Genomic DNA, 26,110 nt, shown 5'->3' on the forward strand with positions numbered 1-26,110 from the left:
ATTAGAGGCAGAGTCTTACACCCGATATATGGGCTGTGAAAGGGCAACCCGAACAAAAGATCGAATTCGGTCGCCGCGGGGTCGGTTCTTGACATTGACGTCAACGTCAACACACACTGTGACGGTGACCACCAGCGAAACGCAGGAGCGAGCGCGGACAGCCCGCAAGCTCGGGGACGGTCCACGCCGGGCCGGCCTGCTCGATACCGCTGCGCTCTGTTTCGGCGAACTCGGATACGACGCTGTGACCGTCGAGACGATCACGACCAGGGCTGATGTTTCCCGGGCGACCTTCTACGCGTACTTCTCCTCGAAGGACGAGGTCTTCCGTGCCGTCGCCGAAATGATGTGTCGACGGTTCCTCGACGCTCAGCACATGGAGGGCCCGGCGGCCGAGGATCTACGCGAAGTTCTCCGAACGACCACGTCGGCGTTCATCACGGCCGTGTACACCTACGGTGACCTGCTCGCGGTGATCGAGCATCGGGCGCGGGTGGATTCCGAGGTCGAGCGCAGTTGGTCGGCGGTTCGCGAAAAGCTCGTGAGCCGCTACGTGCGCTTCGTCGAACGGATTCAACAGGTTCACGACGTGGATCCCTGCGTTTCGCCCCCGGTGCTCGTTCAGATGATATCGGACGCACAGATGGCCGGTGGAGCACGACTGAGTAAGGCGAGTGTCGAAGAGCAGAACCAGTTCATTGCGGATATGACGACGATGTCCGAGCGGTTGATCGGGTTCGAAGAGTCGAAATAGATTTCTTTTACGAATGGAGTGATCGGTGGCAGAAAAAGACGTGCTCGAAGCGGCTCTGGCGGAAATCTCCGCGCTGCAACAAGCGCATTGGCCCGCCGGCATTCCCCGCGCCGTCGAGTATCCGCTCGAAGGTGGGGGACTTGTCGATTACTTGCGGCATTGGGCGGTCGAGCGGCCGGATACTCCCGCAATCGTCTTCTACGGCCGGGTCGTCACGTATTCCGAATACGACGAGCTTTCGGATCGTTTTGCCGGATGGCTGCTTTCACTCGGAGTCGAACGCGGCGATCGCGTCGGCGTTCACCTGGTCAATTGCCCGCAGTTCCATATCGCGATGCTCGGCATTCTCAAGGTCGGTGCGGTTCACGTGCCGATCAATCCGCTCTTCCGTGAACACGAATTGATTCACGAACTCAACGATGCGGGCGTCACGGTTCTTCTGACGCAGAACACCTTCTCGAAGTTGGTGAAGAAGATTCGTTCGCAGACACCACTCGAACACGTCGCGAAGACTGCCGTCTCCGACATGCTTACCGCGATCCCCACCGTCGAACTGCCCTTCGAGGTCGACGATCCGCGCCTGAGCGACTGGCAGTCGATCATCACCAGTGAGCGTGCGACTCCCGTTGCCACCGAACTCGATTCCCTCGCCGCCCTGAACTACACGGGCGGAACGACGGGAATGCCCAAGGGCTGTGAGCACACTCAGCGTCACATGGTTTACACCGCGGCCACCGCGACGCTTGCCGGTGGTGACCAGGTGGGTGCCAATCCGCCGGTATCTCTGGTGTTTCTGCCGATCTTCTGGATCGCGGGTGAGGACTTCGGCATTCTGGTTCCGCTCGTCAACGGCGGAACCGTTGTCCTGCTGAATCGTTGGGATGCGGAGACCACGCTCGACGCGGTCGAGACCTACGGTGTGACCTCACTGGTCGGAACCGTCGACAATTACGTCGAACTGATGGACACATCAGGGTTCTCGGAGCGAAATCTCTCGACACTCCAGAACGCCATGGCAGTCTCGTTTGTTCTCAAACTCGATCCGGCCACGCGCCAGCGGTGGCGCGAGGCTACCGGCGGCGTTCTGCGCGAAGCGAGCTACGGCATGACCGAAACCCACACCGCGGACACGATCACCCTCGGCTTCCAGGACGGTGACTACGACCTGAAAAGCGAGCCGGTGTTCTGTGGGATTCCGGTGCCCGGCACCGACGTTCTGATCGTCGATCACGACGGCAGGCCGGTTCCTGTCGGCGAGCACGGACAGATCATCGTGCGCAGTCCGTCGATCCTTTCCGCGTACTACCGCAACGAGGTCGCCACCGCCGACGCCATCCGTGACGGCTGGCTGCAGACGGGCGACGTCGGAAAGTTCAGTGAGCGTGGCGGTTTGCACTATCTGGCGCGCAACAAGGAAATGATCAAGACCAACGGCATGAGTGTCTTTCCCTCCGAGGTGGAAGCGCTGCTGATGCTCCATCCCGCGATCGAAAAGGCTGCGGTGGTGCCGAAACCGGATCAGGACAAGGGACAGGTTGCTTTTGCGTTTGTCCAGCTGGTCGAGGGTTCCGACACCGCGGCCGACGAGATCGTCTCGTGGGCGAAGGAGAACATGGCCACGTACAAGGTGCCCGAAGTGGAAGTGCTCGAGGCGCTTCCGATGACAGCGACAGGAAAGGTGCGCAAGGGCGATCTGTTCGAGCGCACTCAGGGGGACAAGTGAGACTGCTGATTGCGAACCGCGGCGAGATTGCGCTGCGGATCATTCGAACTGCCCGTGAACTCGGGATCGAGACGGTGTCCGTCTACGCCGACGACGACGCGTCCAGCCCGCACGTCTCGGCGGCGACGGAGTCGGTGGCGCTCGGAGCCTCGGGTGCTTCCGCCTACCTCGATCAGGGCGCTTTGCTGAAGATCGCTGCCGAAACCGGTGCCACGCACGTACACCCGGGCTACGGATTCCTCAGCGAGAACGCCGAATTCGCGCAGGCATGCACCGAGGCGGGGATCGTCTTCGTCGGTCCGGACGCCCAGGTCCTCCGGACTTTCGGCGACAAAGCCGGCGCCCGCACTGCGGCTGTCGACTCGGGCATACCGGTCCTGCCGTCGACATCGGCGAATGCCGACCTCGCGGAGGTACGTGAATTCTTCGAGCGCAACTCCCGCGGCATCATGATCAAGGCGCTCAGCGGTGGCGGTGGTCGCGGCATGCGCGCGGTGCGGGACCCGAAAGCTCTCGACGACGCGTACCGTGTGTGTGCGGCCGAAGCCCAGTCGGGGTTCGGTAGTTCGGCACTGTTCGCCGAGGTACTCAGTGAGCACGCTCGGCACATCGAAGTGCAGATCGTGGCGGCACCGGGGCAAGGCGGAACCCGCGCGCTCGCTCTGGGTGACCGCGATTGCAGCGTCCAACGTCGGCATCAGAAGTTGATCGAGGTTGCGCCCGCGCAGGGGCTGTCGGGGGCCCTGCGCGAGCGTCTTCACGCTGCGGCCGCGAGGCTGTGCGCCGAGGTCGGCTACCGCGGCATCGCGACTGTCGAGTTCCTGGTCGAGGAACGCGGATTCGTCTTCCTCGAGGTCAATCCCCGAATTCAGGTGGAGCACACGGTGACCGAGGAGGTCACCGGAGTCGACCTCGTCGCCGTACAGCTCGCGATCGCGGACGGAGTTCCGTTCGAGAATCTGGACCTGCCAACCGGAATCACCGCTGTCGAGAAGGGCTCGGAAACAGTCGGATCCGTGGCAATCGCATCGGGAATCGCGATCCAGGCTCGCGTCAACATGGAAACCATGACGCCGGACGGCAATGCGTTGCCGTCGTCGGGCACCCTCGACAACTTCACCCCTCCGGGCGGGCCCGGCGTGCGAGTGGACACCTTCGGTACGGTCGGACTCTCGCCGAGTGCGCGGTACGATTCGCTGCTGGCGAAGGTCGTCACCCACACGCGTCGATCGGATTTTCCTGCCGCTGTGCGCAAGTCGATTGCTGCTCTGAGTGAGTTCACCATCGACGGTGTGGCGACCAACCTCGAATTCTTGCAGGCCATATTGTCCGACAAGGACTTCCGTGACGGTCTGGTCGACGTCGACTGGTTGGGTTCGCGATTGGCGGATCTTGTTCCCGAAGCCGGTCCGCAAACGCCTTCCTCGAACGTGGACGTGGCACCGGACGAAGACGTGGTTCGTGCACAGATGGCGGGCATCGTCGTCGAACTTGCCGCCGTCGGTGACGGTGTCCATGCGGGAGGCCAGATTGCCGTCCTCGAGGCGATGAAGATGCAGCATGTACTTTCGGCGTCCGGTGACCTCGAAGTGGTCCGAGTGTTGTCGTCACCGGGACGATCGGTCGGAGCGGGCGAACCATTGCTCGTCGTTCGTAGCGCGAGCGCGGGCTCGAAGCTCGCCGAGGTCGACGAGGTGGACCTCGACGACGTCCGCCCCGATCTCGCGGAGATCATCGCTCGCCACGAGGTGACCCTGGACGCGGCGCGGCCCGCAGCTGTGGCCAAGCGCCACAAGCTGGGGCGGCGGACTGCTCGCGAGAACGTCTACGACCTGGTCGACGACGACAGCCTGGTCGAGTACGGCGCTCTCGCGCTGGCAGCGCAGCGCAGTCGACGCAGCGAGGAAGACCTGATCGCCAACACTCCGGCTGACGGACTGATCGGCGGAGTGGCGACCATCAGCGGCGGCGAGAGCGTCGTGATCTCTTACGACTACTCGGTGCTCGCCGGTACCCAGGGCATGCGCAATCACGCCAAGACCGACCGCCTGCTCGAGATCGCCGATCGCAAGCGAGTTCCGGTAGTGCTGTTCGCGGAAGGCGGCGGTGGTCGCCCCGGTGACACCGACGCGGGCGCCGGGGCGGGCCTGGAACTGGGAACCTTCCGTGCCATGGCGGCTCTGAGCGGCCGGGTGCCCATGGTCGCCGTCGTGTCCGGTCGTTGTTTCGCGGGCAACGCGGCCCTGGCCGGCGCGTGCGACGTACTGATCGCGACGCCCGATGCCAACATCGGCATGGGAGGCCCTGCCATGGTCGAGGGCGGCGGGCTCGGAAACTTCCGCCCCGAGGACATCGGCCCCATCGACGTGCAGCGCCGCAACGGCGTCGTACACCTGGTCGCTGACGACGACGCTCATGCTGTGGCCCTGGCCAAGCAGTACCTCGGCTATTTCCAGGGCGCGAGCGGAGAGTGGGCGGCTCCGGATCCGCGGCTCTCGCGGCACATGGTGCCGGAGAATCGCCTGCGCTCGTACGACGTTCGTGGAGCGATCGAGGCGATCGCGGATGTCGACAGCGTCCTGGAACTCCGTCGAGATTACGGTCGCGGTGTAGTGACTGCACTCGTTCGCGTCGAAGGAGTTCCGTACGGTGTGCTGGCGAACAGCAGCGAGCATCTCGGCGGAGCGATCGACGCGGAGGCGTCCGACAAGGCTTCGGATTTCCTGGAACTGCTCGAAGCGCACCGCATCCCTCTGGTGACCCTCTGCGACACACCGGGATTCATGGTGGGTCCGGATTCGGAGGAAGAGGCGACCGTCCGAAGGTTCGGCAGGTTCTTCGTTGCCGGTGCTCGCCTCACGGTGCCGTTCGGAACGATCATCCTGCGTAAGGGTTACGGGTTGGGCGCCATGGCGATGGCCGGTGGTTCCTTCCACGCACCCGAGTTCACGGTGGCGTGGCCGACGGGCGAGATCGGGCCGATGGGTCTGGAAGGCGCGGTGCGTCTCGGTTTCCGCAAGGAACTCGAGTCCGTCGAAGATCCGGAGGCTCGGGAAACCCTGTTCGGTCAGTTCGTGGAACTGGCCTACGCACAGGGCAAGGCTCTGATGGCGGCGACCACGTTCGAACTGGACGACGTCATCGATCCGGCCGACACCCGAGCCTGGATCAGGCAGCTCGGCCGAAACAGTTGAGATCCTGCTGATTCGAGCTGTTGCCGCACGTGGGCGGGGCAACTAGCCTTGCCCACGTGTCGGCTGCGCGAGATAACGTCCTGATCATTCATTGGCACGACCTGGGGCGACACCTCGCGAGTTACGGTGTCGCCGGGGTCAACAGCCCCCATCTCGACCGACTGGCAGCAGAAGGTATCCGCTTCACCGACGCACACGCGACGGCGCCGCTGTGCTCACCTTCGCGCGGTTCGCTCTTCTCGGGCAGGTATCCGCACAACAACGGTCTGATCGGGTTGGCGCACCACGGCTGGGAGTACCACGCCGAGGTGCAGACGCTCCCGCAAATCCTCTCCGACAACGGCTGGTACACCTCGCTGTTCGGCATGCAGCACGAGACTGCGTATCCGAAGCGACTGGGCTATCACGAGTACGACGTCACCAACTCGTTCTGCGACTACGTGGTTCCGCGTGCCCAGAACTGGTTACGACGCTTCCCACCCGAGCCGTTCCTGCTCACCACGGGGTTCTTCGAAACGCATCGGCCGTACCCGGCCGATCGCTACACACCGGCGGACACCGCAGCGCTGGAGGTTCCCGGATACCTTCCCGACGTGCCGCAGGTACGCGAGGATCTGGCCGAATTCCACGGCAGCGTAGAGGTGGCCGACGCCGCGGTGGGTGATCTGCTCGGGACGCTCGAGGAAGAGGGGCTCGACGAGAACACGTGGGTCTTCTTCCTCACCGATCACGGCGCCGCGTTCCCGCGTGCCAAGTCGACGCTCTACGCCCCGGGTACCGGTATTGCCTTGATCGCTCGGCCTCCGGCTCGGTATCGCAGTGGCGGAGCGGAATACGAGACACTCTTCAGCGGTGTGGACCTTGTTCCGACCATTCTCGATCTCCTCGGCATCGATGTCCCCACCGAGGTGGAAGGGCGCTCGCACGCCGATGCCCTCGTCGATCGTGGAACCCAGCCTTCCGAGCCCGTCCGGACTTCCTTGTTCACGGAGAAGACCTTTCACGACAGCTTCGATCCCATTCGAGCGGTGCGCACCAAGGACTACAGCTATATCGAGAACTACGCCGTCCGCCCGGCTCTGGATCTACCGCTCGACATCGAGGACAGTCTCTCCGGAAAGGCGCTCGGCACCGAGCATCTGGCGGTACGCGCGCCTCGGGAGCTGTACGACCTGCGGTCCGACCCTGACGAGAAGATCAATCTGATCGATCGACCGGAAGTGTCGGCGGTACAGGCGGAATTGTCCTCGCAGCTTCACACGTGGCGCGCCGAAACGGATGATCGTCTTCCCGACGAGGCATTGGGTAGCGCGATGGCCGTGCACCGCATGGCGGCATATCTCGAAAAGATCGGTGTCCGACCCAACGTGCGGTCCGCCTACAGCGCGGACCGCGGCTATCTCGAGTCGGACACCGAAAACCCCTAGGGCCTGGTGGCTTCGCGTTCTTCCAACAATGCGATGACCCGCTCGACCAACTCGGAGATGTCAGCGCCCGTCGTGTCGAAAGCCAAGTCCGGGTCCTCCGGGGTCTCGTACGGCGCGTCGATACCGGTGAGTCCCTTCAGTTCACCCGCTCGCGCACGTGCATACAGGCCCTTGGGATCTCGGCGTTCGCATTCTTCGACGGGAGTGGTGACAGCAATTTCGAGAAAGGTGAGCCCGGCAGCTTCGTTGAGAGCACGCGCAATTGCCCGGTCCGAACGCAGTGGCGAAACCATCGACGCGATGGCCACCACGCCGGCGTCGGCGAACAGTCGAGTGAGATGTCCGACGCGCCGGATGTTCTCGGCCCGATCTCCCGGTGAGAACCCGAGATCGTCGGAGATACCGTGGCGGACGTTGTCACCGTCCAGGAGGTACGCGGTGCGTCCCGCGTCGACCAGCGCACGTTCGACAGCCACAGCTACGGTGGATTTTCCGGAGGCGGGCAGGCCGGTCAACCAGATCGTCGCGCCCTTCTGGGTGGTAGACGCCCACCGCCGTTGACGTTCGAGTGAGGACGGATGCCATTTGATGTCGTTGCGGGTCTGTTCACCGGGAACGACGACGCGTGGTTCGAGAATGGTGCCTGCGCCGACGGTGTCGTTACCCTGCTCGTCGATCAGAATGAACGCGCCGGAGTCCCGATTGTGGTCGTAGGTATCGGCGACCACCACGGAACTGGTTCGGAGCGTCACCGTTCCGATGTCGTTGAGCCCCAACTCCACCGGGCTGTCCTGCTCGTCGAGCGTCTCGGGATCGAGTCGGGTGTGCAGTTCTTGAACGGTCGCTCGCACGGTCCGGGACGTATGTTTGAGTGCTATCCGATCGCCGGCTCGCAGTGGCGTGTTCGACAACCAGCAGATCGTGGCTTCGAGTTCTCGGGCCAGAACCGGCAAGTGGGCCTGCGCACCTCCGCTGACCAGAACGTCGCCACGTCCGACGTCGATGTCGTCGGCCAGTTCCACCGAAACCGACAGTGGTGCAACGGCGGTAGTGCGGTTGTCGTCGAGGGTGTCGAGGCCGATCACGGTGCTCTTCGAGCCGGACGGCAGGACCACCACCTCGTCTCCGACGCTCAGTGTGCCTGCCGATATACGGCCGGTGTACCGGCGCCGATTCTGTGGATCGGGACGCGAAACCCACTGCACGGGAAGCCGAAGCTCCTCGATGTGTGTCGCAGGCGCATGGAGTTCGACGCCTTCGAGATATTCGAGAAGTGTCGGCCCGTCGTACCACGCGGTGTTCTCGGAACGCGTCACGACGTTGTCGCCGGCCTTCGCGGAGACCGGGATGGCAAGTACGTCCTCGCGTCCGACTTGCCGCGCCAAGGCTCGCAGTTCTTCCTGCACCTGAGCGAATCTCGCTTCGTCGAAATCCACCAGATCGATCTTGTTCACCACGGCCACAAGGTTCGGAACACCCAGTAGCGCAGCGATTCTGGCGTGCCGACGCGTCTGACGCAGCACGCCGGTCCTCGCGTCGACCAGCAAGACCGCCACGTGCGCGTTGGAGGCTCCGGTGAACATGTTGCGCGTGTAGCGCTCGTGTCCCGGGGTGTCGGCGAGTACGTAACTTCTTGTCGGAGTGGAGAAGAATCGGTACGCGACGTCGATCGTGATGCCCTGTTCACGCTCGGCGCGTAGTCCGTCGGAGAGTGCAGCCAGGTCGGCGACACCGTGCTCGTCGGTCACGGAATCGAGGTGATCGGTTGGCAGGCTGTCGGTGTCGTGCAACAGCCGGCCGATCAGCGTGCTCTTGCCGTCGTCGACGCTACCCGCCGTTGCCAGCCGCAGGAGTTGGCGAGTGATGGTGGTGGTCATCAGAAGTAGCCCTCACGCTTTCGGTCTTCCATCGCGGCGACCGAGGTTCGGTCGTCTGCGCGAGTCTCGCCTCGTTCGGACACCGTCGCGGCCGAGATTTCGGTGACGACGTCGTCGATGGTGGTGGCGTGCGATCGAACGGCGCCGGTGATGGTCAGATCGCCGACGGTTCGATATCGCACCCACTCGGTCGTTGCCGCGGCGTTCTCGGCATCTGTGCTGAATTCGGAAGCAGCGAGGAGCATCCCGTCGCGCTCGAACACCCGCCGTTGGTGCGCGAAATAGATGGACGGCAGTTCCAGTTCCTCCTGGGCGATGTAGCGCCAGATGTCGAGCTCGGTCCAGTTGCTCAGGGGGAAGACACGAACGGACTCGCCGCGTCTGATCCGACCGTTGTAGAGCGACCATGGTTCGGCCCGTTGCGCTCGCGGGTCCCACTGGCCGAACTCGTCACGGAAGCTCAGGACTCGTTCCTTGGCTCGCGCGCGTTCCTCGTCCCGGCGGGCGCCGCCGAATGCGGCGTCGAACCTTCCGCCCTCGAGAGCGTCGAGCAGGGTTCTGGTCTGCAGGCGGTTTCGTGATCCGCTGGTCTCGGTCGACTCCTGCACTCTGCCCTGGTCGATCGAATCCTGAACGGAGGCAACCAGAAGTGTGTGTCCACCCTCCTTGATTCGGCGGTCGCGAAATTCGATGACCTCCTCGAAATTGTGACCGGTGTCGACGTGCAGAACCGGGAAGGGGAGCGGGGACGGCCGAAACGCCTTCTCGGCCAGTCGAAGCAGGACTATCGAGTCCTTACCGGCCGAGAAGAGCAGTACCGGTCTTTCGAGCTCTGCCACCACCTCTCGAATGATGTGAACCGCTTCGGATTCGAGAACTCGGAGTTCGTCGACCACATCGGTGACGGTGCTCATGTGACGGGGTATCCGTTCTGTTCGGCGTCGATGCGGTAGCGCTGCACCCATTCGCGGGATCGTCCGTCGCTCTGACGACGCAGCGGCGGTGGTGGGGCCAGTTGTCCGTCGAGGCCGAGGGAGATGAGAGTTTTTGCGACCACGGACTGCGGGTCTTCGGTGAGATCGCGGAACCCGATCTCGATGGGAGAGATGTCCTCCTCCTCGAACCAGCGCTTCCATTGGCGTTCCTGCTCACCGAGAATCGTCACCAGGTGCGCGATTCCGAGTGCGTTGTACTGCGCACCGTCCGAGAGATTCGGTGGAGTCGCGTCGTCGCGCCAGACCTGTGTCTGCACGGCGCGCCACATCGACACAGCTTGAGCGACGACATCTTCTCGATAGACGTGTATGAACTGCAGGTCGTGATCGAGGGTGTCGTGGAGTGCCGAACGAAGGTCCGTCCCACTTCGCCACGGCAATCCGGCCGCGCGATCGAGCAGGAGCGGCGTCTGATTCCACATCAGCTTGCCGCCCCAGACTCCGTTGGGGGTTCGGCCGAGTTCGAGTAGTTGTGTGCGCCACTGTTCGGAGGTGCGAGTGTCCGGCGTGCCCGGGTGAAACGGGGCGAGCAGGCTCAGGACGGACTCGTCCGTGACGTCCTCGAACCACTGCCTCGGTTGAGGCGATCGAGAGGTCTCGGGGAGGTACTGGAAGAACTCTTCCGGCTCACCCGCGACCCCGGTTGCTCGCAGGGATTCGACCAGCAAAGTACTGCCGCTGCGCTGCGAAGCGCAGACGAGAAACGAGCGTTGGGCCTCCGTCATGCGAGCAACGCTAAGGGCGGCCGGAAACCGCCGCAAGCTGGGAAAATAAACTCACGTAGAGGTTAAATCTCGACGTGAAACGTTAAATGTGCGGGTCACGAAATCTTGCGCTGAGGCACGTCTTACGCAGTTGTCGCAAGGGCCGCGGCGAGCCCGAAAGCGATGGCCATGAACACAACTTCACCGATGGCGCGGCGCAGGGATCCGTCCGAACTCATGCGGTGTGCAGCACTCGCGACCACCCACGTCCGGCGCCACCACCATCCCAGGGCGACGAGCAGCGCGATCACCACGATCTTGGCGAGGATCACCCGGCCGTATGCGCTGTCGTAGAAGGCGGAGAGTGAGTCGAGTCGCACGACGGCGTTGACGATACCGGTGACGACCAACGCGAGGACGCATCGCCAGGCGAGGGCGGAGTACTTGGGCAACCAGATCGCCCATGAACCGCGCGACGGTACGGCAAGGGCGAGTGCGGCGAGCACGCCGAACCACAGGGCCGCCGCGAGGACGTGAACGGCGTCGAGGATCGATCCGAAGCTCTGCTGCGCCATGTGCCCGGTGATCGGGCGGGCAGCGAGCGCCAACGCGGAGACGACCAATGCCGGTGCGACGGGCACCGTCTCGGGATTTGTGAATCCGTAGATGCCGTAACAGACGACGGCAAACGCGCACGCGATGATCGCGACGCCGACGCGGCCGACGTTGACCTCGGAGACGAATGCGCCGAAGTGTCCGATGGTCAGCGAGGTGACCGGGGCGCCGTCGGCCGCTGCGGCATTGAGCACGAGGAGCGTGATCTCGGCGACGAGCCAGACCGCTGCCACCGCGGTGAGCTGAGTCCACATGACGGCAGGGGTTGTTGCCGGGCGGCGTTCACTGCGGCCCATCCACGCAAGCGCCGCGATGCCGAGCGTCAACGAGCCGCATCCGATCGCGAGAACGCGGACCGTGCTCGACGATTCGGGTCCCGACGGGCTGGCGAGGCCCCAGGCGATCAGTACCCCCAGCAGAGCTGTGGGTACGGCAAACAGCAACCACCACCTGTTTGCCGTACCCGTCACGCGATCAGCTCGACTTCGGCTTACGGAGCACGAAGAACAGCGCACCGCCGAACACGACGACGCCGGCGACGATGAAGATCCACACCGGCATGCTGCCGGACTCCGACTCACCCGTACTCGACGCGGCGGCAGCGCCGGGAGTGCCCGACCCCGCCTCGGTGAGGGTGAACGTCAGGGTTCCGTTGACGGGGTGGCCGTCAGCGGAGGTGACGCGGTACGCGATCGTGTAGACGCCGGTCGGCCCGAGATCGCCGAGGTCTGCACTGACAGTGGGACCTTCGACGGACGGATCGCTCTTGGTCCAGAGGTTGCCGTCGGGACCGGTGACGGTCAGTGCCGCGAACTGCGCCTGCAGGGCCTCGTTGAACGTGACCGAAACCGTATCGGGTGCAACTTGAATCGACGCACCGTTTTCGGGGTTGGAACCGACCACTGCGGAGTGCGCGCTGGCTGTGCCCATTCCGAGCATCGTGGCCAGCATCGCGAGCATGCCGACGGCGATGACCTTGATCCGGGTACTCATCAGCGCTTGCTCCTGACCAGTGCGCCGAGGCCGAGTGCAGCGCCCAACGCGCCGAGCACCAGGCCGACGCCGCCGAGCCAGCGGGCGGTGTTGTCCGACGAAGAAGATTCGGAGGCAGCGGACGTCTCGGCAGTGTTATCGGCAGAGGGCGCTCCGTGCGCGTCACCGGTGGACGCGGCGAGAGTCAGCGTCGGCGCGGGCTTGTCCGGCTCACTGCCGTCGGCAAGCTCTTCCTGATCCCAGTTGACGACGTTGCCGTCGCTGTACGTCTGGACGGCCTTGAACTCGACCTCTTCCTGCTCCGGCAGCGGGCCGGCAGAAAGGACGAACTGCTGGAACTGGCCGGGGGCGATGCCGACGCCGGGATCGGCCGTCCAGGTCACGGACTTCGCGACCAGCGAGGTGGGGTCCTTCTCCACGACAGCGGTCCAGCCGGGCATCGGTTCGGTACGTGCCGACTTGAGGTCGGGGAGTGCCACCGTCAGCTTGGTGGTCGAAGCGGTGTCGGATTCGGTGGGCACGCGGAACGTGAGAACGGAGTATCCGCCCTGGGTGGCTCCTGGTGCGACGACGCTGACGTGTGCTGAAGCAATTCCGGCGGCCAGCAGCACAGCGCTGCCGGTAGCGACGGTCGTGACAACCGCACGCGAAATCAGGGTGTTCTTCATGTCGGGAAGTGTCCTCTTGGTCTGGTGAAGGGGTGGGGAGTTCTACGAATCTTCAGACCAGGGCAGGAGGACCGCGCCGCGAGATGCTGGCGCGAAGCAGAGCGTCGACAGGTCCGTGATGGATTCCGGTCGAGACGGTGTGGCCGCGGGAAGTGACGGCGGCGGGCGCCAGGGACGCCAGGACGACGTGAAGAGCGTGAGTGACAACCCGGTAGAGGCGCTCGGCAGCCAGGACCGCCAGCGCACAGGCGACGGTGGCACCGGCGTGAGCACCGAGCATCACCAATCCCGGAGCGGGCGAATGAGCGTGCTCGGAGAGCGTCATGGTGGTGTGCGCGGCAAGCTGACCCAGGCCCAGAGCCACGATCAAGGCGGCGGGCCCCCGCGAGAGGGCGGGGAGGGTGGCTGTGACGGTACCGACGGTTGCGCAGACTGCGAGCAGCAGAGTCAGCGAAGACGACTGTGGCAGCTCACCTCCACCGATTCCGTGCGCAGCGACAGCGAGAGCAGCCGAAGCGGAACCGACAGCTGTCCCCCGGAGGGTCGCGGTCTGCTCGGCTGCTCTCACTGTCTTTCTCAGGTCTAGCGCACGCCGAGGCGTGCGAGCAGATCTGCTTCGACGCCGTCGAGTTCGGAAGAAATTGCCTGATGAGCTGCCTTTCGGCGAGCCTGCGGCATCTGCTCGGCAGCACGAACTGCCGTGCTGAGATCGCCGAGGCGCTCACGGATGGCGGCCGCGAAACGCTGCGTCTCCGCGTCGTCGGGCTTGCGGCTGAGGATCTCGGTGACCGAGCTCTCGGCACCGGCGATACGAGCGCTCAACTTCGCGCCGTGACCGGTGTAGTCGCCGAGCTGGTCGACGGCGATGCCCATCTTCTGTGCGCGCGTGGTGTCGAGCTGGGCGCGAACTGCCGTAGCCGCGCGGTACGCGATCGGCAGGAGAACAGGGGCAAGCAGACGTGCCACGCCCAGGTACTTGCGTACCTTGGCGACGGTCAGGCCCTGATTCGCAGCAGCCTTCTCCTGCGCCTTCAGGGTCGCGATCTGCGCCTTTTCGATCTTGTGCTGTGACTCGATCTCGGCTTTCTCCAGCTTCTTGAGCGACTTGGTCTCGACCTTGTCGCGCTTACGCTGGCTCTTGGCGTTGAGCTTCGCCTCGACCTCAGCCTTGTGCTTGAGAGCCTTTGCCTCCGCCTTGCGGGTGGCACGAGACTTTCGCTTCTTGAACAACCCCATCGAAAAGGACCCCGTTTCCAGGTGTTTGTGTGTTGCCAGGTACCTGCGCTTCGGCTTCAGCCTAGGGGAGCACATAATCTTCGTCATCGTGTGTTCCGTTAACAACCCCGCGCCCCAGCTCCCGATCATCGATTCGGGGGCGTTGACCCGATGCCGCCATCGGGTGCGTCTGGACGGGTTGTTTCCCGGGAAATCGGCTTCGGAACCCGTCGACACCGGCGTCAAGCAACGCCAGGATGCCGCGATCGCAAAGCGTGCCGAGATCGCCGAACTGGTGATCGGTGCTGCTCCCGAGCGTTGGGTGAAGATCAACCCCGATCAATCGGCGTCGGCTCAGGCTCGAGACACTCTGGCTGCCTGTGAGGCCGGCGCGGACCGGATCTGGGGCGCCGTGTTGCCCGTCGAGCGAGACACCGGCCGCAAGGGCCGATGCGAAATGCTCATCCGTGACGAGGGAGGCGGCGGGTACATCCCCGTCATTGTCGTCAATCACAAGGTGACCGATCCAGGCCAGGGCGCGATCACCTCGGGGCTCTTCGACTGGGAGCCAGCGGTCGATCCCAAACGCAAGGTCCGCAGTCAGGTCCGCGATCAGATGCGCGTCGCGCAGGTCTATCGGATGCTCGAGCGTCGTGGGCTGGCTAGCCCGTCTCTGACAGCCGGCGCGATCGGTTACAACGGCGACTGCATCCTCGTCCACGACCTCAGCGCGATTCTCGACGATTACGACGAGCGTTTCGCCGACCGCATCGCTGTTGCCCGCGGTGAGGTGCTGACGTCCCCGTCACAGGTGAGCGAGTGCAAATCGTGCCCGTGGTGGACCGAATGCAAGCAGGAGTTGGTCCGAAACCGAGACGTCAGCCTCGTCGCTGTCGGATCGCGAGCCGAGCTTCTGCGCGATGTCGGCTGCAACACGATCGATCAGTTGGCCGCCTGGGAAGGTGAGCCGCTCGAGGATTGGCCGCACGGAAATTTCGACGACGCAGTGGTGATCGCGAAGGCGTGGTTGGCAGACGCCCCGTTGGTGCGGCGGTTCGAGAAGATCTCGGTGACCCGGGCGGACATCGAGATCGACGTCGACATGGAGAGCTATCAGGAGCACGGCGCCTACCTGTGGGGAACGTTGCTCAATGTCGGTGGCTTCTCGATGTATCGAGGATTCGCGACGTGGGATCCGCTGCCGACGCGTGACGAGGCGCGGTCGTTCGCGGAGTTCTGGGGTTGGCTGATGGCGGAGCGTGCCGCGGCGGCTGCTTCGGGTAAAACCTTTGCCGCATACTGCTATTCGCGTTCGGCGGAGGACAAGTGGTTGTTGGACTCGGCGCGCAGGTTTGCCGGTGAACCCGGGATTCCGAGCAAGGACGAGATCCGTGAGTTCATCGACAGTCCGCAGTGGGTCGACATCTATCAAGCGGTGAGTGATCAGTTCATCTGCCCGAACGGCAAGGGACTCAAGAAGATTGCCCCCGTGGCCGGGTTCAACTGGCGTGACGCCGAAGCTGGTGGTGAAGCGTCGATGGCGTGGTACCGCGAGGCGGTCGGCTACGACGGTGAGCCGGACGAGACGCAACGGACACGCATCCTGCAGTACAACGAGGACGACGTCATTGCCACCAAGGTCCTACGTGAGTGGATGACTGACCGCGCGGAGAAGGAAATTCCGTTGGCTTCCGAGCTGTAGCACTGACCTCTGTCGCTATTGTCTGAAACATCCTATTTAACAGGATGTTTCGATTCGAAGTTTCTCGTCATCGTGTGTCTGGAGCCCGTATCCGCGCTACCTTCATCTGGTCGGCTCCACGATGGAGGGTATTGAATGCTGAGCAGGCTGACTTCGAGTGCGAGCGACGCCGAACTGTCTGACGTCGAGCGGCGCGACCTCTTCGCACGCCAGATACTGCAGGTGACGACGGTCGCGCCACTGGCCAACATGGTCAATGTACTCAGCGTGTGCGCTTTGCTTGCGTATGTCATACCCCCCGGTCACAACGAGTTTCGGGTGATCTGGGGTTCTGCGGCCTTCTTGGTTGTCCTCAATTCGGTGCGCGTCTGGATACCGCGAGTCGTCCTGAAGGGCCGGTACACGCCCAAACATACGACGAGGTACGACTACTGGGCGCTCATGCTCGAGGTGGTCCTGCTTGGGCTTCTGCTTGTCGTTCTCGCCGCCGCGATGCTTCCCGTGACGGACAACTCGCGAAAGCTTGTGCTTATAGCGACATTCGCCGGAGTCATGGGCGCCGGCGCCGTGGCATTGTCGACAGTACGGTCGATAGCGGTAGCGTGGATTCTGGTGCACAGCATCGGATTGCTCGTCGTTATCCTGCCTAAGAGAACCACGGAATACACTGTCCTCTCGTTCCAGTTGGTCGTTTACTCGGTGACACTGATTATCGGCGTCGTGTACCTCTGGGCGTCGTTCCGAAGTCGTTGTCTAGCCGAGTTCGAGGCTGCTGCCGAGCGCCAGACGGTCAGTTTACTTCTCGACGATTTCGAGGGCGGGTCACGCGACTGGCTGTGGGAAGTCGACACCACAGGGACGTTGTCGCACACCTCCGCTCGGCTGTCACAGATCTCGGGAGTTCCCGTCTCCGACCTGCGAACCCTGTCGCTGCGCGGATTGTTGGATCGGCTCGACGTCGGTTCGACGAAGAGTGGTCGAGCCGCGGTCCAGGTCATCGGAGATCACCTCGACCGCCTCATGCCGTTTCGAGAGGTCGTCATTCCCGTTCGTGTCGGCGGCGTCGACCGATGGTGGTCTCTGTCGGGTCATCCCAGGCTTTCCGAGGCCATGGAGTTCGTGGGTTGGCGAGGTGTGGGTTCGGACATCACCGAGAAGTACAACTACGAGCGGCGAATTCTGTGGCTTGCTGCAACCGACGGACTGACCGGGCTCCCTAATCGCCGGACGTTCGGCTCGGAGCTGTCCGACGCCCTCGGCACCGTCCGGACCGGCGAGCAGGTTCTGGTCGGCATCCTCGACCTGGACAATTTCAAGTCGGTGAACGACACGCTGGGACACCCTGTCGGTGACAAATTGTTGATTTCCGTTGCTGCACGGCTCAATCGGGTGGTCGACGGTGCCATGTGTGCCCGAATCGGTGGCGACGAATTCGGCGTCGTCCTGCGGGGAACAGGGGACGGCGGCGAGGTGTTTGCCCGCTATCTGGGCGCATTGCGTGAGCCGTTTTTCGTGCGGGGGAATCGCATCGAGGTTCGTGCATCGATCGGTTATGCCAGCTCACCGGCAGATTCCGAAGACGCGGACACGCTTGTCATGTCCGCGGACCTGGCGCTGTATGCGGCAAAATCCGCCGGCAAGAACCGGGTCGGAAAATACTCGCCGGTCCTGCGCGCGCGGGCGAGGGAGCGAGCGTCGGCCTTGCAAGAGCTTGGGCTTGCGATCGAGTCTCGGCAGTTCGAGCTGTACTACCAACCGCAGGTTCGTGCGGACACCGGCCGCGTCGAGGGTTTCGAGGCACTGCTTCGCTGGAATCATCCGGTGCGTGGAGTGCTTGCGCCGCACATTTTCATCGACGTCGCGGAAGAGACGGGTTTGATCGTCCCGCTGGGGCTTCAGGTTTTACACATGGCCTGCGCTGAAGCGACGACGTGGCCCGATGACACCTACGTGACGGTGAATGTCTCTCCGGTGCAACTGATGTCGTCCGGCTTCGGATCGGCCGTGAACGATGCGCTGGAGGCGTCCGGTCTGTCCAGCAAACGGCTCCAGCTGGAGATCACGGAAACGGGAGCGGTAGAAGAGCTTGCCGTCGCCGAACTGGATCGTCTGCGTGCCACCGGGATTGCGATCGCCCTGGACGACTTCGGGACCGGCTATTCGTCTTTCGAGAGTTTGAAGAAACTGCCATTGGACATTCTCAAGATCGACCGGTCGTTCATCACCGAATTGAGCGAGGGTGATTCGGCAGTCGTCACGTCGGTGGTCGAGGTGTCGAAGGCGCTCGGAATGCAGTCATTGGCAGAAGGCGTGGAGACGGCCGACCAGTTGAGGCTCCTGCGCACCGCCGGTTGCGAATTGGTTCAGGGTTACTACATCAGTCGGCCGATACCCGCGGCCGAGGTGGCCGAATATCTGAGCGCAACTGCACAAACCAGCGGTGGGTATTTTCATTCGTTCTGACAACTGTGCGCCTTTATTAACCGCGGGCGGTTAATAAAGGCGCACAGCAGGGAGGTTAGCGCGGCGCCATGCGCAGTGCGCCGTCCATGCGGATGGTCTCGCCGTTGAGGTAATCGTGCTCGACGATCATCTGCGCGAGCTGTGCGTACTCGGACGGCTGGCCCAGACGCGACGGGAACGGGACGCCGGCTTCGAGGCCCTTGCGGTACTCGTCGGTGACACCTGCGAGCATCGGGGTGTCGATGATGCCGGGAGCGATGGTGTTGACGCGGATGCCGAACTGCGCGAGGTCGCGGGCAGCCGGAACAGTCATGCCGTGCACGCCACCCTTGGAAGCGGAGTACGCGATCTGGCCGATCTGGCCTTCGAAGGCAGCAACGGAAGCGGTGTTGATGACAACGCCGCGCTGGCCCGACTCGTCGACGGCCTCGGTCTTGGCGATGGCGTCGGCGGCCAGGCGCATGACGTTGAAGGTACCGAGCAGGTTGACGGTGATGACCGTGCGGAACAGCTCGAGGTCGTGCGGGCCCTTCTTGGACAGGATGCGTCCGGCCCAGCCGACACCGGCACAGTTGACGACGATGCGCAGCGGGGAGCCCGATTCGACGATCTGGTTGATCGCTGCTTCGACCTCTTCGCCGCTGGTCACGTCGGTGGGGATGAGGGTGACGCCGGCGGGGACGTTGTCACCTGCGCGCTCGATCGACGCGGGCAGATCCAGGCCGAAGACGGTAGCGCCGGCGTCGGCGAGGCGCTTGGCTGTTGCGGCGCCCAGGCCTGATGCCGCTCCGGTGACCAGTGCTGCGGTTCCCTTGATTTCCACTTCGTGTGCTCCTCGAGTTAGCGATCGGTAAGGCGGTGGTGCGTGTCGAGAACCATAACGCGAGGGTGTATGTGAGGGCGAACGCGCAAGACCCGCGCCGGGCTGGGTACCTTGGACGCGAGGTCTGAGAGCAAAGCACCGGACGAGAGGGGACCTGCGTGAGCAAGGCGCCTGTGCGTCCCGCCGCTTCTGTCGAGAATTTCGAGCGGTTGCAGCGCGACCCGCTCTTCGAAGATCTTGCCGAGCTGATTGCCGAAGTTCTCTCCTACGCGTTCGACGCGCCCGCCGCCGTCGAGATCGAACAGTGGACGATCAGTTGCCTGCCTTCGACAAATCGATCGGCGGAACGCCATCGCTTGTTCACTCTCAACATCGGTCCGATGGAGATTCTGAGCGTCGAGTGCCATCTGGTCGGCGGCAAGCCGATCGAGCACGTCATGTCCGTGTACGTATCCAGTTCGGCATTGGAGTCGCGAACCGGCTGCAGCATCGAAGAACTCGATGCCAAGCACGATCTGGTCGCCATCAGACGCACGGAGTTGGCGTCGGCCGACGGCGACGGGACCGTGATCGACTGCAGCCTCGAGGACTCGGATGCGTTGGAGCAGTTTGCTCAACTGCCCGTCGACATGACGACGGTTCGTCCACTCGCGGAGCATCTTGTTGCCAAGGGCAAGGGTCCATTTCGGCAGTACCACAACTCCGGGTTCGCCAAATATGTACTGGAAAGGTCACTCGACCATGGTTGATCAGTTGCCCATCCGACTCCCGCGCGTGCTGCGAGACGGGGACGATGACGGCGCGGTCGACGTGCTGCAGGAATACTTCACGCGACCGCTCCGCAAGACGGGTTATCTGCGAACCGGCGCACTGTGGGATTCCTGGGATCCCAGTGGCAATCGCGATCGTGATGCAAACATCTTCACCGCAGAAGATCTTTTGCGGTGACGCTTTTGTCGGTTCAGGTTCCGGCTCAGGGAGCCTTCTTTCTTCTCGGCGAGAACAACGCCGAGCTGAACCGCCTTCTGGTCGACGTCGGACCGGATCGCGATCTTTCGGACGAAACCGAGCCCTTCACTCCGGAATCTTCCGTGTGTCGTTTGGAAACGGCGCTCCGAGAGATTCACGGCGTCGGGCGCACGATGGCATCCAAGCTCATCGCCCGTAAGCGTCCGCGGCTCTACCCGATCTACGACGACGTCATCGGGCGGGAGTTGGGAACGAAGGCTGCCCATCTGGAACCCGTACGAGAGGCCTTGTGCGACGGAGAGTTGCACGTGCGATTGCTCGACTTGCGCGTTCGAGCCGGACTGGGTGATGCCATTCCGGCGGTCCGGGTGCTGGATGTGCTCGCCTGGATGCAGGGGAAGGGATACAAACCGGCACTTTAGTTTCTGTCGGTGGGTGGGTCTAGTGTCGAATGTATGTTCGATAATCGATCGGCGGGCGGTGTGGGGACAGTCGTAGATGACGGCCGTCCTGTCGTCGACCCACTCGTGTTGCCGGACATGCTTTTTGCGACAGCGCAGAGTGAGAACATGCTCGCCGCGCAGAAGGTGCTCGGCGCATCGATGTTGTCGGAGTCGAGATTCAATGCGGAACTCGCTGTGTCCGGTGATGTCGACAAGGCCTGGCGGATCGCGTGCAACGAGATCGCGGTCATGCTCACGTGCTCACGTCGTACTGCCGAAGTCCACATCGAGATCGGTGACGCCCTGCGCGAGTTCCTTCCGCTCACCAGGGCGGCTTTCGCTGCCGGCGAGCTGGACTATGCGCGTGTGCGCAAGATTGTCGACGGGCTCACCGGGGCCGACCACGAAGCGATCGCAGCACTCGAGCGCCGAATACTTGCCTCCGCGCACCGTCTTCCGCCCGGTCAATTGGAGCGTGACATCGAACGTCAGCTGTTTGCCTACGATCCGGATGCTGCCGCCGAACGTCGCCGGAAGATGCTGGAGCACCGCGACGTTCGCACGCGTGCCGATCGTCACGGTCTGGCACAGTTGCAGGCAACACTCAGCGCAAACGAGGCCGTCGAGGCGCTCGGCCTGATCAACGAGGCCGCCGGAAGCGTCTGTAACCGCGATCCACGAAATGTCTCGACGCGCCGGGCTGACGCGCTGGTTGCTCTCCTGCACGGCGAACAGGGGCTGACTTGCCAGTGCGGCAGCGAAACGTGCGAGGCAGCATCCACCCCAGCTCGATCAACTGCGACCTCACGTCGGAAGCCTCTGCTGCACATCGTGTGTGACCTGGCGACGCTTCTCGGATTGACGTCAGATCCCGCGAGCATCGACGGATACGGGCCGATCGACCCCGATTTTGCTCGCGAGCTTGCTGCTGATTCCACCTGGCAGGCTTTGTTCGCCGACTTCCGCGCCCAGGCCGCCGGGAATCGACCGCGCCGACAACATGCTTCGACTGCACTCCCGCTTGTCACCCGATGTGATCGCCTAAGTCGCGAACCGAAAGGCTGCGGAGATCGGATTCGGGCAATACAACGGTTGGTCGCGAGAACCCCGGACATAGTTCGAAGATCGGATGGGCATGGCGCCCAGCCCGATCCACCTCCCGGTGCGCTGACCTATGCTCCGGGAGCGGCACTGGCAGCGCTGGTGCGGGCCGTCGATGGTCACTGCCGGTTCCCTGGCTGTTCGGTGCCCGCAAAAAGGTGTCAACTCGACCACATCACCGAATTCGAATCGTCCGATCCGCGGCGTGGTGGGTGGACGATTGTGACCAACCTCCAATGCCTGTGTCGTCATCACCATCAGGTGAAGACATACAGGTTGTGGACGCCGGTAATGCTGGAGGATCGTGCCATTCACTGGGCCGACAGCACCAGCGGGTTGACGGCTGTCACGGTTCCGGAGAGGATCTGACCTGTGCCGGAGGGACAATGCGCGGGAATCGTCGGCGGCGGAATCGGAGGACTGACGGCTGCCATCGCGCTCCGCAAAGCGGGCTGGGATGTCACAGTGTACGAGCGTGCGCCCGAGTTCACGGAGGTAGGCGCCGCCGTCGTGTTGTTTCCCAACGCGCTGGCAGCGCTGGACGAAATCGGTGTAGGCGAACAGGTCAGGTCAAAATCCCTTCCCTACAGTTCGGGCGCGATCAGGAATCTGCGCGGGCAAAGTCTGGTGACGCGCAGAATTGGTGACCTCGCCGGCGGCCGAGATCTGGTGACAATCCATCGCGCCGATCTGATCGACGCGTTGGTTCGCGCCATCCCCGCTGAGTGTCTACGCACCGGAGTCAGGGTGACGAGTGTGGGTGTCGACGGCGGGATCGTTACCGACGGCGATACCGCTCGATACGACCTTGTCGTTGCTGCGGACGGTGTGCACAGTGTTGTCCGACAGCAGATCTGGCCGGGCGAGGGGACAGTGGTGCATACCGGAGTGTCTGCCTGGCGCTGGATCATCGATGGGCCGCCACCGGATTTTGTCGGGCAGGTGTGGGGGATTCGAGGAGAGTTCGGCATTCTCCCCTTGGTAGGTGATCGCACGTATGCCTTCGCAGGTGCTCAACGCGGCGTCGACAGCCTCGAGCATTTTGCTGACTGGCCCGAACCGGTGTCGCAACTGGTCGTGAACGCTGACCCAGCTCGCATCATCGTGAACGAATTGCTCGAGATTCGGACCCCGAAGTTGTTGACACGCGGCAAGGTTGCGTTGATTGGCGACGCCGCTCATGCCATGCGCCCCCACCTCGGGCTAGGTGCGGCTTTGGCCATCGAGGACGCCGTCACTCTAGCTGCCTATGCGCACGATCTCGCGGGTTACACAAAGGCTCGGCGTCGTAGAGTTCTAACTGTTCAATGGATTTCGCGGCACATGTCAACCGTCGTGATGCCGGAGAGTCGCCCCCTGGCGGCGGTGCGTGACGTCGCTGTTCGGCTCACTCCCGACATTCTTGCCTTGTCGGTCTTCGGTGTGATCAACCGTTGGCGGCCGAGGCCGATCGAGACGCGCTGACTTCGAAGATGGTTTCCAGACCGTCTTCTTCGTCCCACTGCTCACCGACTTCGTTGAAACCGTACTGGCTGATCAGGTTTCGAGACGCAGCATTGTCCGGGCTGATGGTCGCTCGAACGACGTGTACTTCGGATTCGCGACTGGCGATGTCCAGAAGTATCTCGAGGGCAGTTCGAGCGTAGCCCTGGCGCCGGAACGCCGGGTCGATGCGATATCCGATCTCCACCATCCCGCGCGCATCGGGGCGGCCGTGAAATCCGGCCAACCCCACCGGGGCGGAGGTGCGGGCATCGACTGCGATGCGGGTGATCCACGCGCTGTCGAGGGGATTCTCTGCTATCTGCTTGCTCCGGTAGCGCCACAAGCCCTGGCATTCTTCGCCGAGGAGATACGGGGTCAGGAGGTTCGGCGCGAGTTCCATTGCGAGAGCCGCGTTATCTTCACCCAGCGCGTGGAGGGTGAGTGATGGAACGTGGATCAGTTGAAGGCTGCATCCGTCGAGTGCCCAGGGTAGTTCGGTGACGGTCACAGGTCGGCGATCGGAGTCGACAGAGTTATGTCGACGCCGATGCTCCGGAGATTGCCGTCCAGAACCTGCCAGATGGAACGCTCGAGGAACTCGGCCAATTCCGCACTGGTCACATCGGAACCCGGCTGGCTGAGCCAACGGTTTACGCTGACGTCGACCAATCCGATCACGCCGAAAGCCAAGGGCTCCGCCATCTTCGACGGTTTGCCACGGCTGGTGAGGATCGCGCCCAAGAGGTTTCCCAACTGGACGGCGATGGCCGTCTTGGTTCCGGTCACCACTTTCGAACCGGTGGCCCGCGTGCTCGGCGAGCCCTTGCCTAAAAAGTGGTGCAGTCGTGGGTATTTCACAATCCACTGGAGGTAGGTCTCGACTGCCCGTGAGATGGCCTCGCCGACCGTGCCCTGCGGCGTGAGAGTGGGTGTCAGGTCGGTCATCATCATCTCGAGGATGCGGACTCGCAGCTGCTCGTCGAGGTCGGCTCGATCCTTGAAGATTCGGTAGACAACGGAACGGGGGACGTCGGCGCGCTCGGCGATCTGCTGGACGCCGACGTCGGCGCCGCCTTCGTTGACTGCATCGAGTGCTGCGTCGAGGATCCGCGCTTTGCGCTGCTCCTTGTGATCGTTCCAGCGAGTGCTGCGCCCGTCGGGCTGCGCCGACTCGGCTGTTTTTGTCATAAATCGAACGATACTCACCCCGCCATTGACTGGACAAGATGTCTCACATACTTTGGTGGGACAGCGTGTCACACACAGATACCGTTCTCTTCAGGAGTGGCAATGAGTAACAGGGTTTTTGTCGTCGGCGTCGGCATGACGAAGTTCGAGAAGCCGGGAGCCCGCGAGTGGGACTACCCCGACATGGCACGCGAGTCGGGTACCAAGGCGCTCGAAGACGCGGGTATCGACTACACCGAGGTCGAGCAGGCATACGTCGGCTACGTCTACGGCGAGTCCACCGCAGGTCAGCGGGCTGTCTACGAGTTGGGTCTGACGGGAATCCCCATCGTCAACGTCAACAACAACTGTTCGACGGGATCGACCGCGCTCTACCTCGCCACGCAGGCAGTCAAGAGTGGTCAGGCCGACTGCGCCTTGGCGCTGGGCTTCGAGAAGATGCAGTCCGGGTCCCTCGGATCCACCTACGACGACCGCGAGCAGCCACTCATGCGGCACCTCCTCGCTCTCGCCGAGCTGCAGGAGTTCGCGATGCCGCCCGCTCCGTACATGTTCGGCGCGGCCGGCCTCGAGCACATGGAACGCTTCGGAACCACTGCAGAGCAGTTCGCGAAGATCGCCGTCAAGAACCACAAGCACTCACTGAACAACCCGGACGCGCAGTTCCAGGACGAGTACACCCTCGAGCAGATCCTCGAAGCACGCCAGATTCACGGGCCGCTCACCAAGCTCCAGTGCTCGCCTACCTCGGACGGATCCGGCGCGGCGATCATCGCCAGCGAAGCATTCGTCGAGAAGCACGGCCTCGCTGCTCAGGCGATCGAGATCGTCGGGCAGGCCATGGTCACCGACATGAACAGCACCTTCGAGGACAAGAGCGCGATCAGTCTGGTCGGCGCGGACATGACCCGTAAGGCAGCTGAGAAGGTGTACGCGCAGGCCGGGATCACCGCCGACGACGTCGACGTCATCGAACTCCACGACTGCTTCTCCACCAACGAGTTGCTGACCTACGAGGCGCTCGGACTGTGCGCCGAAGGTGACGGCGGCAAGCTCGTCGACGCCGACGACACCACCTACGGCGGACGCTGGGTGGTCAACCCGTCCGGCGGCCTCATCTCCAAGGGACACCCCCTCGGCGCAACCGGCCTCGCCCAGTGCGCCGAGCTCACCTGGCAGCTCCGCGGCACCGCCGACAAGCGTCAGGTCGACGGCGCGAAGGTCGCCCTCCAACACAACATCGGACTCGGCGGCGCAGTTGTCGTGACCGCATACAAGCCCTACGCACGCTGAATCACACCCTCAATCCGCTAGCTACCCACTAGGAGTTTCATCATGGCTTCCGTTTCCGTCTCCGCCGTACTGCCCGCATCCCCCGAGAAGACCTGGGATGCGCTCTCCGACCTGTCTCGCTGGGAAGAGTGGCTCACCATTCACCAGGGCTGGAAGAGTGAACTCCCCACCGAGGTTGCGTTGGGCGCCAAGTTCACCGAGGTCGTCTCCGTGATGGGTATGGCCAACAAGATCGAGTGGACCGTCGAAGAGGTCGAGGTTCCGAAGATGGTCAAGATTGCCGGTACCGGAATGGCCGGTGTCACCGTCGAATTCGTTCTCTCGGTCGAGGCCGACGGTTCGGGCTCGAAGGCAACCGTCGACGCCAGCTTCAAGGGCACCATGATCGTCGGACCGATCGGCAAGGCAGTTGCCAAGAACGCCAAGGCTGACCTCGAGGCCTCGCTGGCGAAGTTCGCCGAGTTGGTCGGATAACGCT

At 63.2% G+C, this 26,110-nt stretch carries 22 protein-coding genes and 1 pseudogene; 12 read left to right on the forward strand and 11 right to left on the reverse strand.

What is annotated here, in order from left to right:
* The first annotated feature begins 118 nt into the window (after positions 1 to 118).
* From I7X09_RS13725 to I7X09_RS13740, 4 genes are read left to right on the forward strand one after another with little or no spacing between them, the layout of a single operon-like run.
* Positions 119 to 754, forward strand: coding sequence for a TetR/AcrR family transcriptional regulator (locus I7X09_RS13725; RefSeq protein ID WP_095969412.1), 636 nt, complete (start codon positions 119 to 121; stop codon positions 752 to 754).
* Between the two features lie 25 nt (positions 755 to 779).
* Complete coding sequence (locus I7X09_RS13730) at positions 780 to 2,477, forward strand: AMP-binding protein (protein WP_124566902.1); 1,698 nt, start codon at positions 780 to 782, stop codon at positions 2,475 to 2,477.
* Positions 2,474 to 5,671, forward strand: a complete 3,198-nt coding sequence (locus I7X09_RS13735; RefSeq protein ID WP_200317323.1) for a carboxyl transferase domain-containing protein — start codon at positions 2,474 to 2,476, stop codon at positions 5,669 to 5,671. The genes I7X09_RS13730 and I7X09_RS13735 overlap by 4 nt, the downstream gene beginning before the upstream one ends.
* Positions 5,672 to 5,727: 56 nt before the next feature.
* On the forward strand, positions 5,728 to 7,098 hold the full coding sequence (locus I7X09_RS13740; RefSeq protein ID WP_200317324.1) for a sulfatase family protein: 1,371 nt from the start codon (positions 5,728 to 5,730) through the stop codon (positions 7,096 to 7,098).
* On the opposite strand, the gene cysC is transcribed toward I7X09_RS13740, so the two are convergent.
* The 8 genes from cysC to I7X09_RS13780 form a co-directional block, all read right to left on the reverse strand.
* A complete protein-coding gene (gene cysC / locus I7X09_RS13745) occupies positions 7,095 to 8,975 on the reverse strand; it encodes an adenylyl-sulfate kinase (RefSeq protein ID WP_200317325.1) in 1,881 nt (626 codons plus the stop codon). The two genes, I7X09_RS13740 and cysC, sit on opposite strands and share 4 nt — an antisense overlap.
* Positions 8,975 to 9,889 (reverse strand): sulfate adenylyltransferase subunit CysD, encoded by a 915-nt coding sequence (cysD, locus tag I7X09_RS13750; protein WP_095969417.1) that lies wholly within the window; start codon positions 9,887 to 9,889, stop codon positions 8,975 to 8,977. The genes cysC and cysD overlap by 1 nt, the downstream gene beginning before the upstream one ends.
* Positions 9,886 to 10,695, reverse strand: a complete 810-nt coding sequence (gene stf0 / locus I7X09_RS13755; RefSeq protein ID WP_200317326.1) for a trehalose 2-sulfotransferase — start codon at positions 10,693 to 10,695, stop codon at positions 9,886 to 9,888. Before stf0 ends, cysD begins: the two co-directional genes overlap by 4 nt.
* 122 nt (positions 10,696 to 10,817) lie before the next feature.
* Positions 10,818 to 11,759 carry a copper resistance D family protein gene (locus I7X09_RS13760; protein ID WP_200317327.1) on the reverse strand — a complete coding sequence of 314 codons (942 nt, stop codon included), beginning with the start codon at positions 11,757 to 11,759 and terminating at the stop codon, positions 10,818 to 10,820.
* A gap of 4 nt (positions 11,760 to 11,763) precedes the next feature.
* Complete coding sequence (locus I7X09_RS13765) at positions 11,764 to 12,282, reverse strand: copper resistance CopC family protein (protein ID WP_003944137.1); 519 nt, start codon at positions 12,280 to 12,282, stop codon at positions 11,764 to 11,766.
* Entirely contained in the window at positions 12,282 to 12,950 is a 669-nt protein-coding gene (locus I7X09_RS13770; RefSeq protein WP_095969420.1) for a YcnI family copper-binding membrane protein, read from the reverse strand. The genes I7X09_RS13765 and I7X09_RS13770 overlap by 1 nt, the downstream gene beginning before the upstream one ends.
* A 52-nt stretch (positions 12,951 to 13,002) precedes the next feature.
* The gene (locus tag I7X09_RS13775; RefSeq protein WP_200317328.1) at positions 13,003 to 13,518 is read right to left on the reverse strand and encodes a hypothetical protein; all 516 of its coding nucleotides are present in this window, start codon (positions 13,516 to 13,518) and stop codon (positions 13,003 to 13,005) included.
* 14 nt (positions 13,519 to 13,532) lie between these two features.
* Entirely contained in the window at positions 13,533 to 14,186 is a 654-nt protein-coding gene (locus I7X09_RS13780; protein ID WP_003944178.1) for a DUF6474 family protein, read from the reverse strand.
* A 124-nt stretch (positions 14,187 to 14,310) separates the two neighbouring features.
* Between I7X09_RS13780 and I7X09_RS13785 the strand changes: the two genes are divergently transcribed.
* Both I7X09_RS13785 and I7X09_RS13790 read left to right on the forward strand, forming a co-directional pair.
* Positions 14,311 to 15,867 carry a TM0106 family RecB-like putative nuclease gene (locus I7X09_RS13785; protein ID WP_200317824.1) on the forward strand — a complete coding sequence of 519 codons (1,557 nt, stop codon included), beginning with the start codon at positions 14,311 to 14,313 and terminating at the stop codon, positions 15,865 to 15,867.
* 135 nt (positions 15,868 to 16,002) lie between these two features.
* Positions 16,003 to 18,330: a putative bifunctional diguanylate cyclase/phosphodiesterase gene (locus I7X09_RS13790; protein ID WP_200317330.1), complete on the forward strand. Its 2,328-nt coding sequence runs from the start codon at positions 16,003 to 16,005 to the stop codon at positions 18,328 to 18,330.
* Between the two features lie 55 nt (positions 18,331 to 18,385).
* Here the strand turns inward: I7X09_RS13790 and I7X09_RS13795 are convergent, their stop codons facing one another.
* Positions 18,386 to 19,153, reverse strand: a complete 768-nt coding sequence (locus I7X09_RS13795) for an SDR family NAD(P)-dependent oxidoreductase (protein ID WP_003944195.1) — start codon at positions 19,151 to 19,153, stop codon at positions 18,386 to 18,388.
* 158 nt (positions 19,154 to 19,311) lie between these two features.
* Here I7X09_RS13795 and I7X09_RS13800 point away from each other — a divergent pair, with 158 nt between their 5' ends.
* The 4 genes and pseudogenes from I7X09_RS13800 to I7X09_RS13815 all read left to right on the forward strand — a co-directional run bounded on the left by I7X09_RS13800 (position 19,312) and on the right by I7X09_RS13815 (position 23,130).
* Positions 19,312 to 19,902, forward strand: a complete 591-nt coding sequence (locus I7X09_RS13800) for a hypothetical protein (protein WP_029254163.1) — start codon at positions 19,312 to 19,314, stop codon at positions 19,900 to 19,902.
* Positions 19,895 to 20,544: pseudogene (locus tag I7X09_RS13805) on the forward strand (DUF6308 family protein). The gene I7X09_RS13800 and the pseudogene I7X09_RS13805 overlap by 8 nt, the downstream one beginning before the upstream one ends.
* A 33-nt stretch (positions 20,545 to 20,577) precedes the next feature.
* On the forward strand, positions 20,578 to 22,035 hold the full coding sequence (locus tag I7X09_RS13810) for an HNH endonuclease signature motif containing protein (RefSeq protein ID WP_200317332.1): 1,458 nt from the start codon (positions 20,578 to 20,580) through the stop codon (positions 22,033 to 22,035).
* Positions 22,036 to 22,038: 3 nt separating this feature from the next.
* Positions 22,039 to 23,130 carry an FAD-dependent monooxygenase gene (locus I7X09_RS13815; RefSeq protein ID WP_200317334.1) on the forward strand — a complete coding sequence of 364 codons (1,092 nt, stop codon included), beginning with the start codon at positions 22,039 to 22,041 and terminating at the stop codon, positions 23,128 to 23,130.
* Here the strand turns inward: I7X09_RS13815 and I7X09_RS13820 are convergent.
* Positions 23,093 to 23,659 carry a GNAT family N-acetyltransferase gene (locus I7X09_RS13820; RefSeq protein WP_200317336.1) on the reverse strand — a complete coding sequence of 189 codons (567 nt, stop codon included), beginning with the start codon at positions 23,657 to 23,659 and terminating at the stop codon, positions 23,093 to 23,095. The two genes, I7X09_RS13815 and I7X09_RS13820, sit on opposite strands and share 38 nt — an antisense overlap.
* On the reverse strand, positions 23,656 to 24,339 hold the full coding sequence (locus I7X09_RS13825; RefSeq protein WP_095969427.1) for a TetR/AcrR family transcriptional regulator: 684 nt from the start codon (positions 24,337 to 24,339) through the stop codon (positions 23,656 to 23,658). Before I7X09_RS13825 ends, I7X09_RS13820 begins: the two co-directional genes overlap by 4 nt.
* Before the next feature lie 102 nt (positions 24,340 to 24,441).
* On the opposite strand from I7X09_RS13825, the gene I7X09_RS13830 reads away from it, so the two are divergent.
* Both I7X09_RS13830 and I7X09_RS13835 read left to right on the forward strand, forming a co-directional pair.
* Positions 24,442 to 25,632 (forward strand): lipid-transfer protein, encoded by a 1,191-nt coding sequence (locus I7X09_RS13830; RefSeq protein WP_200317338.1) that lies wholly within the window; start codon positions 24,442 to 24,444, stop codon positions 25,630 to 25,632.
* A 42-nt stretch (positions 25,633 to 25,674) separates the two neighbouring features.
* Positions 25,675 to 26,106, forward strand: coding sequence for a type II toxin-antitoxin system Rv0910 family toxin (locus I7X09_RS13835; RefSeq protein WP_095969428.1), 432 nt, complete (start codon positions 25,675 to 25,677; stop codon positions 26,104 to 26,106).
* Positions 26,107 to 26,110 lie beyond the last annotated feature (4 nt).

The organism is Rhodococcus sp. P-2 (assembly GCF_016598535.1).
GTDB classification, from domain to species: Bacteria; Actinomycetota; Actinomycetes; order Mycobacteriales; family Mycobacteriaceae; genus Rhodococcus_F; species Rhodococcus_F baikonurensis.

Excerpts from the sequence above, each read along its gene's own strand:
- I7X09_RS13825 (WP_095969427.1), bottom strand. The coding sequence starts at position 24,339 with ATGACAAAAACAGCCGAGTCGGCGCAGCCCGACGGGCGCAGCACTCGC.
- I7X09_RS13830 (WP_200317338.1), top strand. The coding sequence starts at position 24,442 with ATGAGTAACAGGGTTTTTGTCGTCGGCGTCGGCATGACGAAGTTCGAG.
- cysC (WP_200317325.1), bottom strand. The coding sequence starts at position 8,975 with ATGACCACCACCATCACTCGCCAACTCCTGCGGCTGGCAACGGCGGGT.
- I7X09_RS13780 (WP_003944178.1), bottom strand. The coding sequence starts at position 14,186 with ATGGGGTTGTTCAAGAAGCGAAAGTCTCGTGCCACCCGCAAGGCGGAG.
- stf0 (WP_200317326.1), bottom strand. The coding sequence starts at position 10,695 with ATGACGGAGGCCCAACGCTCGTTTCTCGTCTGCGCTTCGCAGCGCAGC.
- I7X09_RS13765 (WP_003944137.1), bottom strand. The coding sequence starts at position 12,282 with ATGAGTACCCGGATCAAGGTCATCGCCGTCGGCATGCTCGCGATGCTG.
- I7X09_RS13790 (WP_200317330.1), top strand. The coding sequence starts at position 16,003 with ATGCTGAGCAGGCTGACTTCGAGTGCGAGCGACGCCGAACTGTCTGAC.
- I7X09_RS13770 (WP_095969420.1), bottom strand. The coding sequence starts at position 12,950 with ATGAAGAACACCCTGATTTCGCGTGCGGTTGTCACGACCGTCGCTACC.
- cysD (WP_095969417.1), bottom strand. The coding sequence starts at position 9,889 with ATGAGCACCGTCACCGATGTGGTCGACGAACTCCGAGTTCTCGAATCC.
- I7X09_RS13810 (WP_200317332.1), top strand. The coding sequence starts at position 20,578 with ATGTTCGATAATCGATCGGCGGGCGGTGTGGGGACAGTCGTAGATGAC.
- I7X09_RS13835 (WP_095969428.1), top strand. The coding sequence starts at position 25,675 with ATGGCTTCCGTTTCCGTCTCCGCCGTACTGCCCGCATCCCCCGAGAAG.